General features: G+C 69.8%; 11 protein-coding genes and 1 pseudogene. 7 read left to right on the top strand and 5 right to left on the bottom strand.

The genetic code is table 11. The features are described 5' to 3' along the window. Positions 1-47 precede the first annotated feature (47 nt). The gene (locus ACIQTT_RS07360) at positions 48-1,778 is read left to right on the top strand and encodes an L-aspartate oxidase (protein ID WP_402788104.1); all 1,731 of its coding nucleotides are present in this window, start codon (positions 48-50) and stop codon (positions 1,776-1,778) included. 149 nt (positions 1,779-1,927) lie between these two features. Here the strand turns inward: ACIQTT_RS07360 and ACIQTT_RS07355 are convergent, their stop codons facing one another. Together ACIQTT_RS07355 and ACIQTT_RS07350 are read right to left on the bottom strand one after the other, a co-directional pair. Then, a complete protein-coding gene (locus ACIQTT_RS07355; RefSeq protein WP_402788101.1) occupies positions 1,928-2,203 on the bottom strand; it encodes a hypothetical protein in 276 nt (91 codons plus the stop codon). Positions 2,204-2,277: 74 nt separating this feature from the next. Beyond that, complete coding sequence (locus tag ACIQTT_RS07350; protein WP_402788098.1) at positions 2,278-2,904, bottom strand: hypothetical protein; 627 nt, start codon at positions 2,902-2,904, stop codon at positions 2,278-2,280. Between the two features lie 71 nt (positions 2,905-2,975). On the opposite strand from ACIQTT_RS07350, the gene ACIQTT_RS07345 reads away from it, so the two are divergent. The 3 genes from ACIQTT_RS07345 to ACIQTT_RS07335 are packed head-to-tail and all read left to right on the top strand — an operon-like array spanning position 2,976 to position 6,061. After that, positions 2,976-4,472 (top strand): L-serine ammonia-lyase, iron-sulfur-dependent, subunit alpha, encoded by a 1,497-nt coding sequence (locus ACIQTT_RS07345; protein ID WP_402788095.1) that lies wholly within the window; start codon positions 2,976-2,978, stop codon positions 4,470-4,472. 39 nt (positions 4,473-4,511) lie between these two features. Then, positions 4,512-5,330, top strand: a complete 819-nt coding sequence (locus ACIQTT_RS07340; RefSeq protein ID WP_402788092.1) for an ABC transporter ATP-binding protein — start codon at positions 4,512-4,514, stop codon at positions 5,328-5,330. Next, complete coding sequence (locus tag ACIQTT_RS07335) at positions 5,327-6,061, top strand: ABC transporter permease (RefSeq protein ID WP_336640950.1); 735 nt, start codon at positions 5,327-5,329, stop codon at positions 6,059-6,061. The genes ACIQTT_RS07340 and ACIQTT_RS07335 overlap by 4 nt, the downstream gene beginning before the upstream one ends. Positions 6,062-6,076: 15 nt before the next feature. Here the strand turns inward: ACIQTT_RS07335 and hrpB are convergent, their stop codons facing one another. The 3 genes from hrpB to ACIQTT_RS07320 all read right to left on the bottom strand — a co-directional run bounded on the left by hrpB (position 6,077) and on the right by ACIQTT_RS07320 (position 11,008). Further along, positions 6,077-8,629 carry an ATP-dependent helicase HrpB gene (gene hrpB, locus ACIQTT_RS07330; RefSeq protein ID WP_402788087.1) on the bottom strand — a complete coding sequence of 851 codons (2,553 nt, stop codon included), beginning with the start codon at positions 8,627-8,629 and terminating at the stop codon, positions 6,077-6,079. Positions 8,630-8,833: 204 nt separating this feature from the next. Beyond that, positions 8,834-10,438 carry an SPFH domain-containing protein gene (locus ACIQTT_RS07325; RefSeq protein WP_402788085.1) on the bottom strand — a complete coding sequence of 535 codons (1,605 nt, stop codon included), beginning with the start codon at positions 10,436-10,438 and terminating at the stop codon, positions 8,834-8,836. A gap of 141 nt (positions 10,439-10,579) precedes the next feature. Then, positions 10,580-11,008 carry a MarR family winged helix-turn-helix transcriptional regulator gene (locus tag ACIQTT_RS07320; protein WP_247623366.1) on the bottom strand — a complete coding sequence of 143 codons (429 nt, stop codon included), beginning with the start codon at positions 11,006-11,008 and terminating at the stop codon, positions 10,580-10,582. Between the two features lie 251 nt (positions 11,009-11,259). Between ACIQTT_RS07320 and ACIQTT_RS07315 the strand changes: the two are divergent. The 3 genes and pseudogenes from ACIQTT_RS07315 to ACIQTT_RS07305 all read left to right on the top strand — a co-directional run. Further along, positions 11,260-11,613 (top strand): annotated as a pseudogene (locus ACIQTT_RS07315) (VanZ family protein); the annotation flags it as partial. Positions 11,614-11,701: 88 nt separating this feature from the next. After that, a complete protein-coding gene (locus tag ACIQTT_RS07310) occupies positions 11,702-11,842 on the top strand; it encodes a hypothetical protein (protein ID WP_402791201.1) in 141 nt (46 codons plus the stop codon). A gap of 165 nt (positions 11,843-12,007) precedes the next feature. Beyond that, positions 12,008-14,584 (top strand): fibronectin type III domain-containing protein, encoded by a 2,577-nt coding sequence (locus tag ACIQTT_RS07305; protein WP_402788081.1) that lies wholly within the window; start codon positions 12,008-12,010, stop codon positions 14,582-14,584. The last annotated feature ends 45 nt before the right edge of the window (positions 14,585-14,629 follow it).

Below are 14,629 nucleotides of genomic sequence, written 5' to 3'. Positions count from 1 at the left end.
AAACTATGCATTGGAGTTATTAGGATGACCTAACTAGCGTCGATGGCATGAGTATTCGCGAACGTCAGATCTCCACCACGATCCTCGTCATCGGCACCGGCGGATCCGGGCTGCGCGCGGCGATCGAGGTCGCCGAACACGGCATCGACGTGCTCGCCGTCGGCAAACGCCCGAGGCAGGACGCCCACACCTCTCTCGCCGCCGGTGGCATCAACGCCGCTCTCGGCACCATGGACTCCGACGACACCTGGCAGCAGCACGCCGCCGACACCATCAAGGAGAGCTACCTGCTCGCCAACCCCCATACGGTCGAGATCGTCACGCAGGGTGCCGAGCGCGGCATCCGCGATCTCGAGCGCTGGGGCATGGACTTCGCCCGTGAAGACGACGGTCGCATCTCGCAGCGCTTCTTCGGCGCCCACACCTTCCGCCGCACCGCCTTCTCGGGCGACTACACGGGCCTCGAGATCCAGCGCACCCTCGTGCGCAAGGCCGAGCAGCTCGAGGTGCCCATCCTCGACAACGTCTACATCACCCGTCTGCTCGTGCGCGACAACGTCGTCTTCGGCGCCTACGGCTTCGACCAGGCCGACGGCACGCGCTACCTGATTCACGCGGATGCCGTCATCCTCGCCGCCGGTGGCCACAACCGCATCTGGCGCCGCACCTCCTCGCGCCGCGACGAGAACACGGGCGACTCCTTCCGCCTCGCGGTCGACGCCGGCGCCCGGCTACGCGACCCCGAGCTCGTGCAGTTCCACCCGTCCGGCATCATCGAGCCCGAGAACGCCGCCGGCACCCTCATCTCCGAGGCCGCTCGCGGCGAAGGCGGAATCCTGCGCAACGCCCTCGGCGAGCGGTTCATGCCGAAGTACGACCCCGAGCGCATGGAGTTGTCGACCCGCGACCGCGTCGCGCTCGCCGCGTACACCGAGATCAAGGAAGGGCGCGGCACCGAGAACGGCGGCGTCTGGCTCGACGTCTCGCACCTGCCGCGCGAGACGATCATGACCCGCCTGCCCCGCGTCTACCAGACGATGATGGAGTTGCAGATGCTCGACATCACCACCGACCCGATCGAGATCGCGCCGACCGCGCACTACTCGATGGGCGGCGTGTGGGTGCGGCCCGAAGACCACCAGACCGACGTCGACGGCCTCTACGCCATCGGCGAGGCCTCGAGCGGACTCCACGGCGCCAACCGTCTCGGCGGCAACTCGCTCATCGAACTGCTCGTCTACGGACGCATCGTCGGCCAGTCCGCGATGGAGCACGCGGCCTCCCTCGAGGCGCAGAAGAGGTCAGCGGATGCCGTCGCCGGCGCACGAGCCGAGATCGACGACCTCCTCGCCGCCGACGGACGCGAGAACGTGCGCGCCCTGCAGCGCGCGATCCGCAACACCATGACCGAGCACGCCGGCGTCGTGCGCTCGGAGGAGGGGCTGCGTCAGGGTCTCGCCGAACTCGACCTCATCGAGGGGCGCATGGAAGACATCGGCATCCACCCCGACATCGCCGGGTTCCAGGACCTCGCGCACGCCTTCGACCTCAAGGCCTCGGCGCTCGCGGCGCGGGCGACGATGGAGGCGGCGCTCGAGCGTCGTGAGACCCGCGGATGCCACAACCGCAGCGACTTCCCCGACACCGACCCGACGCTGCAGGTGAACCTCGTCTGGTCGCCGCGCGACGGCGTCACGCGCGAGGCGATCCCCGAGATCCCCGAGGAGATCGCTGAGCTCATGCGCGAGGTCGACACGGCGGGCAAGCTCGTCGAGTAGGGCGGGGTTTCTGCGCGGCGGCGCGCTTCGACAGGCTCAGCGACCCAGCATCGGCTGGCGACCCAGGTACGCACTGGGTCCCTGAGCTTGTCGAAGGGTCGTCTAGAGCTGGGTCCCTGAGCTTGTCGAGGGTCCCCGCCGGAGCAGCCTCAGTCCTCGGTGTCGACGACCCCGATCCCGACCGCCTCATGGTCGGGTTCGGGCTCGTCGCGCTTCGGGGCCTTGGGCTCTTCTCCCGGATCCTTCTCGGTGCTCGGCTCCTGCAGGTCCTCGGTGCTCGGCACCTCGCTCGGATCGGCGTTTTCGGGTGACTCGGCCGCATCCGGCGTGGTCACTTCGCCCTCGGTATCCGATGCCGGAGTCGGCGTGGGCGTCTGCGCCTCGGCGGAGAGGTCGTCGGTGGGTTCGGGGGTGCTGCTCGTCATGATCGCTCCCTTCGCGATGTCTGACGTTCAGGATGCCGTCGCCGCCGCCTCGTCTGAAGGGGCTTGACGCGCGCTCAGAAGTGCATCTGCTGGAGCGTGCCGTACTTGATGACGATCTCCTCGACCTCGGGCTGGGCATCCGCCGGCTGCAGGCGCACGGTCTTGCCGGCGCCGTCGAGGAGCACCAGGTCGGGTCCGTTCGAGAACCGCAGGGTCGACCAGGGCGAGGTCCAGACGATCGAACTGTTCGCATCGAGGGCCGTCACGCCCGCGGCATCCATCGTCACCGCCGTGGTGCCGTGGTCGCCGCGCACGGGGAAGCGCGCGGGGAACTCGCTGTTCTCCCACTCGCGGAAGTACACCGACAAGCCGATCTTCGCCTGCGGGAACCCGGCGCGGAGGCTGCGGCCGATGCGCGAGATGTGCACGGTGCGGTCGTCGGGCTCGTCATCGGAGGCGATCTGCAGCGAGCCGCCGATCTCGTAGGTGAGGCGGAACAGCTCTTCCTGGCGCTTGTCGTCGAGGGCGAGGTCGCTGCTCTCGAGGAATGGCTGCGTGCCGATGCGGCCGGAGCGCACCGTGAACGTGCGGGTGGTCGCCTTCTTCTTGCGTCGCGAGCTCAGCACGCCGAAGAAGACGATGCCGATCACGACGAGAACGCCGACGGCGAGGAAGATCAGGATTCCGGTGTCATCGCTCACCCGCTCACAGTACTGAATCGGTGGGTTAACGAAGGTGAACCGAAACCGACGATTCGGCGTAGCCTGGAGGGGTGACAGCGTACGTCTCGGCCTTCGACCTCTTCTCCATCGGAGTGGGGCCCTCGAGCTCCCACACGGTCGGACCGATGCGGGCGGCTCTCGACTTCGCGCAGCGGCTCGCCGCCGCAGGATCGCTCGCTCGCGTCTCGCGCCTCGGGTGCACTCTCTTCGGCTCACTGGGCGCGACCGGCATCGGCCACGGAACCCCGGATGCCGTCGTCGCCGGCCTCCGCGGACTCTCACCCGAGACCTGCGACCCCGCCGCCGTGCGCTCGGCCTGGAGCGACTACCCCGCGGGGGCGCCTCTCACCATCGCCGGCGCGCACGAGGTCGCCTTCGCGAAGGACGACATCGTGTTCACCCCGCGCACGCGGCTGCCCGGGCATCCGAACGCGATGACGCTCACGGCGTGGGCGAGCGACGGCGAGGCGGTGGCGGAAGAGACCTACTACTCCGTCGGCGGTGGGTTCATCCGTCGCGAGGGCGAGGAAGCCGCGCTCGCGACCTCCGGATTCCCCTATTCCTATGCGGATGCCGCATCGCTGCTCGCGCTCTGCGACGAGCACGGCCTCTCGATCGCCGAGGTCGCGCGACTCAACGAGACCTCCCTGCGCAGCGAAGAAGAGGTCGCCGCGGGACTCGACGCGATCTGGGATGCGATGGCCGGATGCGTCGACGCCGGCCTGCACGCCGACGGTGTGCTGCCCGGCATCCTCAAGGTGAAGCGACGTGCCGGGGTGATCCGCGGGCAGCTCGACGCCTCGGAGGCCGACGGCCACCGCGAACTCCCGGGCGAATGGCTCGGCGCTTTCGCGCTCGCCGTCAACGAGGAGAACGCCGCGGGCGGGCGCGTCGTCACCGCCCCGACGAACGGTGCCGCCGGCATCCTGCCCGCCGTCGCCATGTACTGGTGGCGGTTCCTCGCCGACTCCGGCCTGGGCGCGGGCAACGCCGTCACCCCGTACGGCGAGCTGGTCGGCAGCGCCCTGCTGGGATTCGAATCGGATGCTCGAGCGCTCGCCGCCTCCGACGCGCTGGACGAGGAGCAGACCGCCGAGGCGAACCGCCGCCGAGGCATCCGTCGTTTCCTGTTGACCGCCACCGCTCTGGGGTCGCTCTTCAAGGCCAACGCGTCGATCTCGGGCGCCGAGGGCGGGTGCCAGGCCGAGGTCGGGTCGGCCTGCGCGATGGCCGCCGGCGGACTCACCGCCGTGATGGGCGGCACCAACCGTCAGATCGAGAACGCCGCCGAGATCGCGATGGAGCACCACCTCGGACTCACGTGCGACCCGATCGGGGGCCTCGTGCAGATCCCCTGCATCGAGCGCAACGCGATCGCCGCCTCGACCGCCGTCACCGCAGCCCGACTGGCCCTGCGCGGCGACGGCAGCCACTACGTCTCACTCGACGCGGTCGTCGAGACCATGCGCCAGACCGGACTCGACATGTCGACCAAGTACAAGGAGACGAGCGAGGGCGGCCTCGCGGTCAACGTCATCGAGTGCTGAGGGGTGGCTCGGGCATTCCTGCCGGAGCATAATCGCACCATGAGCGGTTCGGTGGGCGGCGAGGGAGCCGCGGTCGAGATCACGGGGCTGCGTGTGCGGCGCGGCGCGGTCCACGTCTTCGACGGGATCGATCTGACGATCCCGCGCGGCCAGATCACCGGGCTGCTCGGCCCGTCGGGCTGCGGCAAGACCACGCTCATGCGCGCGATCGTCGGCGTGCAGCGCATCGATTCCGGTCACGTCACGGTGCTCGGAGAGCCGGGCGGATCGCCGCAGCTGCGCCACCGCGTCGCCTACGGCACCCAGGGCGCCGCGGTCTACGCCGACCTCACGGTGCGGCAGAACCTCGCGTACTTCGCCTCCCTGCTGAAGGCCCCGAAGGGCGATGTCGATCGCGTGATCGCCGAGGTCGGGCTGCGCGCGCAGGCCGGGCAGCTCGTCGAGTCGCTCAGCGGCGGACAACTGAATCGGGTGTCGCTCGCGATCGCCCTCATCGGATCGCCCGACGTCGTCGTGCTCGATGAGCCGACGGTCGGCCTCGACCCGGTGCTGCGCGCCGAGCTGTGGACGCTGTTCCGCGGCCTCGCCGATCGCGGCGTGACGCTCATCGTCTCGAGTCACGTCATGGACGAAGCCGCGCGCTGCGACCGACTGCTGCTCCTGCGCGACGGCCGGATCATCGCCGACACCACCCCGCAGGGACTCCTCGATGAGACCGGTGCCCCCGACGCCGAGGCGGCGTTCCTCACGCTGATCGAACGCGATCAGGCCGCGGCATCCGCTCCTGCTGCCGGTCCCGCCGGCGCCGGCGACACCCGACGATCGCGCCGCGCCCGCGGGACGGAGGACCCGCTATGAACGGCGCACGGATGCTCGCCACCGCGGGCCGCGTGCTCGCCCAGCTGCGCCACGACCCGCGATCGATCGCCCTCATGCTCATCGCCCCGAGCCTGCTCGTCGGGCTCTTCGCGTGGCTGTTCAGCGACCAGGACGGCGTGTTCGACCAGTTCGGCGGGGCGATCCTGGCACTGTTCCCGTTCATCGTGATGTTCCTGATCACCTCGATCACCACACTGCGCGAGCGCCGATCGGGCACGCTCGAACGGCTCATGACGACGCCGCTCGGCAAGGCCGACTTCATCCTCGGGTACGCACTCGCCTTCGGAGTCATGGCCCTGCTGCAGGCGGTGATCACCGTGGCGTTCGCGGTGGGGGTGTGCGGGCTCGACGTCGAGGGGCCGCTCTGGCAGCTCGGGCTCGTCGCGATCGTCGACGCGCTGCTCGGCACCGCGCTCGGACTGCTCGCGAGTGCGTTCGCGCAGACCGAGTTCCAGGCCGTGCAGTTCATGCCGCTGCTCGTCTTCCCGCAGATCATCCTCGGCGGCCTGTTCATGCCCCGCGACCAGATGCCCGACGTGCTGTTCGCGATCTCGGACTGGCTGCCGCTCAGCCACGCGATCGACACGATCAACGCCGTCGCCGCGGGAGACGAGGGGTGGGACGTGTTCGGGCCGCTGCTCATCGTGGTGGCGTTCGCGATCGGCGCGCTCGTGCTCGCCTCGCTGACGCTGCGCCGGCGTACGCGCTGACCGCGGCGACCGGCCTCAGCGCGCGGCGCGGTTCTTCGTGTGTCGGGTCGGGGCAGCCGCCCAGGGATCCTCGGGCCACGGATGCTTCGGATAGCGGCCGCGCATCTCGGCCCGCACCTGCGCATAAGGGCCCGACCAGAACGAAGTCAGGTCATCGGTGACGGCGAGCGGGCGCCCGGCGGGGGAGAGCAGGTGGAAGAGCACCGGCACGCGCCCGTCGACGAGCCGGGGAGTCTCTGCCCAGCCGAAGCACTCCTGCAACTTCACGGCGACGACCGGCCGGGCGTCGGGATCGTCGAGGGTCGGATACGCGATGCGCACGCGGGAGCCGCTCGGCACCTCGAGCCGTTCGGGCACGAGCTCGTCGAGGCGCCCTGCCTCGGGCCACGGGAGCAGCCGCCGGAGCGCGGAGGTGAGGTCGAGCCTCGCTGCGGGGGTGCCGCTGGCCAGTGAGTCGAGCTCGGGTGCGAGCCAGGTGTCGAGGGCGGAGAGGAGACCGGCATCCGAGACGTCCGGCCACGGCGCCCCCCGCTCGCGGTGCAGCAGCGCCAGCCGGCTCCGCAGTTCGACGGCGGATGCTGACCAGGTGAACATGCTCAGCCCCTCGCGCTGAAGCGTGCGGCGCACGGCATCCCGACCCTCGTCGGCCGACGCGCGCACCGGAGCCGAGGATCGAAGGATGGCGCCCACCCGCCGCTCGCGACGCGCCTGGATGCGGCCGCCGACGAACTCCGCCTCGACGCGGTCGGTGAGCAGATGGCTCGCTGCCCGCTCCATCTGCTCCTCGGTGAGTATCGCTGCCGATCGGACGACGGCACCCGAGCCGGCGGCGGCGCGCCCGGACGCACGCGTGACATCGGCGATCGCCAGCCACTCGACCGCCGCGAGCGATCCGCTCACGCCGGCGCGGGTGCCCGAGGCCAGCAGGAACGTCGCCCCGTTCGCGGTGCGGTCGACACGGCGGGCGATCCGCTCGGGGAACGCCAAGGCGATCACCAGGCCGACACCGTCGAGATCGGAGCGCACACCGGGCGCGGACGTGGTCATGCGCTCGAGGCGATCCGCGTCGCTGCGCCAACGACGGGCCTCCGGGGTTCGTCCGCCGCGCAGGGTGATGAGGGCCTGCGCGACGTCGGAGTCGGCCGTGCGCACGTCGCCTCCCAGCAGCGCGACCACTTCGGCGGCGAGGCGCGAACCCACCACCGGGCTCCCGTCGCGCAGCGCGCGGGCGAGGCGCGGATCGGTCGGGATGCGCGCCAGGGCTCGCCCCTCGGACGTCGCGCGACCCTCGTCGTCGATCGCGCCGAGGCCATGCAGCACCGTGAGGGCGTCGGCCAGACTCTCGGAGGGTAGAGGGTCGATCAATCGCAGACCCTTCCCTCCCGGTGCTCCCCAGCAGGCGAGCAGCAGAGCGGCGTCCGCCAGATCGGTCGAGGCGATCTCGGGAGACGGCCGCGCGGGCGCCGTGGCGTAGGTGCGTTCGTCGACGCAGCGCACCACGGTGCCCGCCCCTTGGCGGGTGGCGCGACCGGCGCGCTGCACGCTCGACGAACGAGAGGCGACGGTGGTCACGAGCCCCGTCATCCCGCGCCCGGCGTCGCGCTGCGGGGTCCGGGCCAGGCAGGTGTCGACGACCAACCGCACGCCCGGCACGGTCAGCGCGGACTCCGCGAGTGAGGTGGTCACGATGATCCGGGGTGCGTCGGTCGGGCCGCGGCCGCGGATCACGGCATCCTGTTCGGCCGGAGGCATCCGACCGTGCAGCTCCCGCACGTCGAACACCTCGCTCGCGTCTCGGATGCGCCGGGCGACCTCCGACACCTCGCGTGCGCCCGGCGCGAAGACCAGCACATCGGCCGCGGGATCATCGCGGTGCAGATCGAGAGCAGCGGATGCCGCAGTGCGCGCGACGTGATCGAGGAACGCCCAGGTCACCCCGCGCTCGTCGAGGCGCGGAGCGGGGCTCGGCGCCCACCGCTCGGTGAGGGAGAAGGCGGGCACCGCGTGGTCGACGATCGGAGCGGGCCGGTCGTCGGTGCCGATCACGGCGGCGATGCGTTCGGCATCCAGCGTTGCCGACATGGCGATGAGGACGAGGTCGTCGCGCAGCTCGCGCACCTCCGAGAGCAGGCCGATCAACAGGTCGGTCTCGAGTGCGCGCTCGTGCACCTCGTCTATGATCACCGCATCCACGCCGGCCAGATCCGGGTCGTCGAGCAAGCGTCGCAGCAGCACACCCGCCGTGACGAACTCGACCCGTGTCTCGGGCCCGACCGTGCGCTCGCCGCGCACCGTGAAACCGACGCGCGTGCCGAGCGGCGAGCCGTCGAGCTGGGCGAGCCGGCGCGCTGCGGCCCGGGCGGCCACGCGGCGCGGCTGTGTGACGATCACGCGGCCGACGGATCGCGAGGCGAGCAGCGGCGGCACGAACGTGGTCTTGCCCGTGCCGGGAGGGGCGCTCACGACCACCGACGCACTCGTGTCGAGCGCCGCCTGGAGCTCGTCGATCGCGGAGGCGAACGAGAGCCCTGCGCCGATCGCGGCAAGGTCGAAGGCGGCGGAGGTCATGCCTCCAGTCTGCACGCGTCGAGAAGAGCGAGTAGACGTGGCGGGGCCGCGGCGGGTGTACCTAACTCAGGAAAACCAGCCGGGATCGGCCTGGATCGGGGAGGAAACAGGCTGCGCGGCCGAGTTCTTCCTGAGTTGGGTACGGCGGAAACGACAGATGCCGCGACCTGATCGGCCGCGGCATCCGCTGAGTGTTGCTGGTGACTACTCCGCGTCGTCGGCGGGGGGCGGGGGAGTCGTCGGGTTCGGCACGCGCTGCGTCGGCGCGGCAGGGGCTGCGGCGGCGGATGCTTCGGCCACTCCGGCACCGAAACCGCGGCCCACGGCCTGGCCCTGGATGATGCCGGCGAGGTCGAGACCGGTCGCCGACTGCACGCTGTCGAACACCGAGCGCAGTGCCTTCGCGCTGTCGGCGCCGACGACCTGCGAGGCGCCGTCCTCGCCGGAGCCGCCGATGATCGACACGTTGCCGATCGCCGAGTAGCCCTTGGCGAACTCGGCCATGATCGACGGCAGCACGTCGAGCACGCGCTGCGAGAGGAAGGCGTCCTGGTTGGAGGCGATGGCCTTCGCTTCGGCCTCGACGGCGGCGGCGCGGGCTTCACCCTCGGCGCGGATCGCGTCGGCTTCGGCGATGGCGATCAGGCGGCGGGCGTCGGACTCGGCCTCTGCCTTCGACCGCAGCGCTTCGGCCTCACCGGTCGCGCTGGCGACCGCGGCTGCGGCCTCACCGTCGGCACGGGCCTTGTCGGCCTGCGCCTGCTGTTCGGCGATGCGGGTGCGGGCCTCGGCCTGCTTGACCTGCTCGATCGCAGCGGCCTCGGCGGCGCGCTCACGCGTGTAGAGCTCGGCCTGGGCGCGGGTCTCGGCCTCGTACCGCTGCGCGTCGGCGACGCGCTTGACGTCGGCGTCGAGCTGGGCCTGCTTGTTCTCGGCCTGCTGCTGCAGAACGGCCTGCTGGGCCTGCTCGCGGGCGAGGTTCTCGGCCTGCTCCGCCTCGGCGCGCGCGCGACCGATGCCGGCGTTCGCGTTGGCGGTGTTGGTGTCGAGGGCGGTCTGCTCGACCAGGTTCGCTTCCTGGTTGGCGATGAACTTCTGGTTGATCGCACGGTCGGCGTTCGTCTGCGAGATCTCGGCCGACTGGCGCTTCGCCTGGATCTCGGGAGCACCCAGCGACTGGATGTAGCCGACCTTGTCGGTGATGCCCTTGATCTGGAACGAGTCGAGGATCAAGCCCTGCTCGGCGAGCTCCTGCGAGACGTCGGCGGCGATCTGGTCGGAGAACTTCTTGCGCTCGCGCATGAGCTCGACGACCGACAGCGTCGCCACGATGCCACGCAGGGCGCCCTCGAGCTGCTCGGTGGTGAACTGCTCGATGGCCTTGTCCTGCGAGGCGAAACGCTCGGCGGCGCGGCGCACGAGGATGGGGTCGGAGCCGATCTTGACGATCGCGACGCCGTCGACGTTGAGCGTGACGCTGTCGAGCGACTGCGCCTCGGCGTTCAGCGACACCTGGCGCGAGCGCAGCGAGATGATCTCGTGGCGCTGCGTGATCGGGTTGACGAGCGACTTGCCGTTCACGATGACGGTGACCGGCGACTCCGACATCTCGGGGCGGCTGGTGCCGTCGGCGCCGATCACGGCGCGTTGCACCTTCTGCTTGCGTCCCGAGATCACCAGCGCCTCATCGGCGCGGGCGACCTTGATCCAGCTGCGTGCGAACAGCAGCAGGATGAGCAGGACGACGACGACGATGACGACGGCGATGCCGACGATGACGAGGATGCCGACGAGTCCGGCGAGCTCCATGGGTGACCTCCCTGATCCCCCGAAGGGGAAGTCTGCGTTCCCGCGGCGTGCGGGACTCAGCTCCCACCCTGCCAGATCACAGGAACGGATGCCGAGGGGAGAAGTCCCCGTGTGGACAACCGTCGGTGTCGGGAGGTGCTGTCAGGAGCGGCGCAGTTTGTCGGAGAGTGCGCGAAGCGTGCGCAGCTCGTCGTCGTCGAGGGCCGACATGCGTTCGGCGATGGATCGCCCGTGCACGGTGGCGACCGCACGGAACGCGCGCGCACCGGCATCCGTCGCGGTGATGAGAGACCCTCGACCGTCGTCGGGGTCGGCGCACTTGGTGACCAGGCCGTTCGTGACCATCCGGTCGACGAGGCGCGAGACGCTCGGCTGACTGATCAGCATGTTCGCGGTGATGTCGCGCAGCCGCGCGGTCATGTCGGGGGAGCGGGTCACCGTGAGCATGACGTCGTACTCGGCCTGACTGATGTCGGTGCCGTCGAAGTCGGCGAGCATGTCGTGGAAGACCTCGTGCTGAGCGCGGAACAGGCTCTCCCAGGCGGCGAGGGCGAGCTTGCGATCGGTCATTCCTACAGGATACCGGCCCGGGGGGCAGCAGTAAGGGCCGATCGGAGAGGCTCCCGACCGGCCCTTGTCCCTTGCACCAAGAGTGTCCTGCAATCACATTCGGTGAGTGCCACAGCAAACATTCACCGTGTGATCACTGTATAACGGCGAGGTAACGAATGCAACGGTTTGATCACGGAATCTCGTTCGGGAATGCCAGTACGATCAGTCCGGTACCACCGCTCCGCCCCTGTCGCCACCGGAAGCAGTGAATGAAGTTCGTCGAAGTCCCCATGCTCCCGATCGTGATCCCCCTCGGCGTCGTGATCTTCCTCGTGCTCATCAAGGTGCTCCGCTCCCGCGGGCGCGTGACGCTGGCGCGGGCGAGCGTCGCCGCGGTGCTCGCGATCTACGCGGGCGGAGTGGTCGCCAACACGATCTTCCCGATCTTCCTGCGCATCGGGACGGGCTTCTACGACGGGCCGCGCCCGTTGGCGCTCTACCTCGTGCCCTTCGCCGACTACGGGCTCGAAGACGCTCTCATCAACGTCGCGGTGTTCGTGCCCCTCGGCATCCTCATCCCCCTGCTCGTCGCGCGACCCAGCTGGTGGAAGGTGGTGGTGATCGTCGCCGGAGCGAGCCTGGCCATCGAACTGACGCAGATGGCCGCCGCGGCTCGCCTCGACCGGACACCTCGCAGACATCAACGACTGGATGACGAACATCCTGGGCGGGGTCATCGGCTACGGACTGTTCCTCCTCGTCACGCGCTCCCGGACGATCGCCGGATTCGTCGAACACTTCCGGTGGCCGGTGAAGGTCGACCGACGCCCGTCGTCACAGGCGGCCCTCTGACGCGTCTTTCTTGTGGCAGGGACCCCAGGGAATCGGCGCACTCGGAAACCCGCCGTCCGCGCGCCGTTCACCGAACGGATGCTTCTCAGACAGCATCCGGGTCAGCAGCGTCTCTAGCGTGGGCGAGTTCCCCCACTCGAGACTCGTCAAGGAGTTCCCTTCCGTATGTCTGTTTCGTCCCCCACTCGCCGGCGCGTCTGCGCCGCGATCCTCGCCGCGACGATGGCCTCCGGTGCCGTCGTCGCGCTCGGAGGCTCCGCCGCCACCGCGGCCGAACTGCCCGAGACCTTCCTGAGCACGGCCGCCACCACGTGGTCGTACTCCGATGACAACACCGACCCTGCGGCCGGTGCCGCCGACCGCCTGGTCTGGACGCAGGCCGCCTACGACGACTCCACGTGGAAGACCGCCACGGGCGCGTTCGGCGCGAAGAACGGTCAGCCGACCGGCATCGGCTCGGGCTTCCCGATCACCACGCTGCTGAACCAGTACATCGCGGGCACGACCGACGACGTCCCCACCTTCCACTTCCGCACCGCGGTCGACATCGATGCCGAGCAGCTGGAGGCGATCGACGGTCTCTCCGCCACGCTCACCTACGACGACGCCGTGCAGGTGTTCGTCAACGGCGAGAAGGTTGCCGGATTCGTCGACGAGAAGGTCGAAGCGGCTCCCGAGGCTCAGCGCAACCTGTTGTACGCAGGCAACAGCGGCGGCGATCCCGTCACCTCGACGTTCACGATCGACGCCGACGACCTCGTCGCCGGCGAGAACACGATCGCCGTCGCGCTCTACCAGGACCGCATCACGAGCTCCGACATCTACTTCGACTTCCAGAGCCTCACCCCGAAGATCGCGGGCGTCGAGCCCGTGGCATCGTACGACGACGTGGTCCTCACGATCGGCGCCGACGAGTCGGCCCGCAACGTGACCTGGTACACGAACGTCGACTCGGCTCAGGAGCTGCAGTACGCACCCGGCACCGACACCTCGTCGTTCCCGGCATCCGGCGTCACCACCGTCGCCGCCACCGGCGGCCTCACGAGCAGCAACGAGTACAACCGTCGCGCCGCGCTCCAGGGCCTCGCCGAGAACACCACCTACCTCTACCGCGTGGGCTCCGAGGCCGGCGGCTGGTCGGACGTCCGGTCGTTCTCGACCGCGTCGTTCTCGGGCGACTACGGCTTCCTCTTCTTCGGTGACCCGCAGATCGGCGCCTCCGGCAACGCGGAGCGCGACGGTCAGGGCTGGGCCGACACGCTCGACATCGCCGAGCAGACCTACCCCGACAGCGAGCTGCTCTTCTCGGCCGGCGACCAGGTCAACACGGCATCCAGTGAGACCGAATACGGCTACTACCTCGCGCCCGACCAGCTCTCGAGCATCCCCACCGTGCCGGTCAACGGCAACCACGACGTGGGCTCGAAGGCGTACGCGCAGCACTACACGGTGCCCAACCTCGATGAGACCGCGGGCTCCGCGAGCAGCGGCACCTCGTCGGGCGGCGACTACTGGTTCATCTACAAGGACGTGCTCTACGTCGTGCTGAACACGAACAGCAACGACGACCAGAGCCACATCGACTTCATGGAGAAGGTCGTGGCCGAGCACGGTGCCGACGCGAAGTGGAAGGTGCTCGCGTTCCACCACTCGATCTACTCGGTCGCGTCGCACGTGTACGACACCCAGATCGAGCGCCTGCGCAACGCGCTGCCGACCGCGATCTCCGACCTCGGCTTCGACCTCGTGCTACAGGGCCACGACCACAGCTACACCCGCACGTACCTGATCAAGGACGGCGAGCTCGCCGACGCGACCGAGGTGCCCGGCCAGTCCGAGGTCTCCGCCGCTGAGGGCGAGGTGCTGTACGTCACCGCCAACTCCGCCAGCGGATCGAAGTACTACGACGTGAAGGCACCCGACGCCTGGTACGGCTCGGTCATCAACCAGGAGAAGGTGCGCAACTACTCGCACATCGAGGTCACCGACGACTCCATCACCGTCACCACCCTGCGCAGCCAGGCGAACGGCACGGCGTCGCCCGTGAACAGCGTCGTCGACGAGGTCACTCTCGTGCGCGACGACGTCACCGCACCCGAGATCGCCTTCCCGGCCGAGTCGGAGGTCGTGCAGGGCGAGAAGTTCGACGCCCTCGCCGGAGTCACCGCCACCGACGAGCGCGACGGTGACGTCACTGCGTCGCTCGAGGTCGAGGGTTCGGTCGACACCGCGGTGCTCGGCTCGTACGACCTCGTCTACACGGCGACGGATGCCGCGGGCAACATCGCGACCGCCGACCGCACGGTGACCGTCGTCGAGGCGCCGGTCACCGCTCCCGCGAAGCCTCGCGTCACGGTCTCGGGAGAGGCCGTCCAGGGTGGCAAGATCACGATCGCGGGCACCGGGTTCACCCCCGGTGACACCGTGTCGGTCGTCGTGCACTCCGACCCGGTCGACCTGGGTTCGTTCACGGTCGCGGCCGACGGCACGCTGGCCGCGACCTGGACGATCCCGACGACGTTCGAGGCCGGAGCCCACACGATCGTGGTGACCCTGCCCGACGGTTCGACGGTCGAGACCGCTTTCACGATCGCCGCCGCAGCGGCATCCGGAGCCGGTTCCGACGCGCTCGCCACGACCGGCGGAGAACTGCCCCTCGCGATCGGCGGCATCGCTCTGCTGCTGCTCGTGGTCGGCGGTGTGCTCGTCGCCCGTCGTCGCCTGGTCGCGAACCGCGACTGACGATCACGGATGCCCCGGGCTCTCGAGCCCGGGGCATCCCCGTAC

The sequence above is a fragment of the Microbacterium sp. NPDC090225 genome, assembly GCF_044772365.1.
GTDB lineage: Bacteria > Actinomycetota > Actinomycetes > Actinomycetales > Microbacteriaceae > Microbacterium.
The sequence above is the reverse complement of the archived record's forward strand: the minus strand, read 5'-3'. Positions and strand labels throughout refer to the sequence as shown.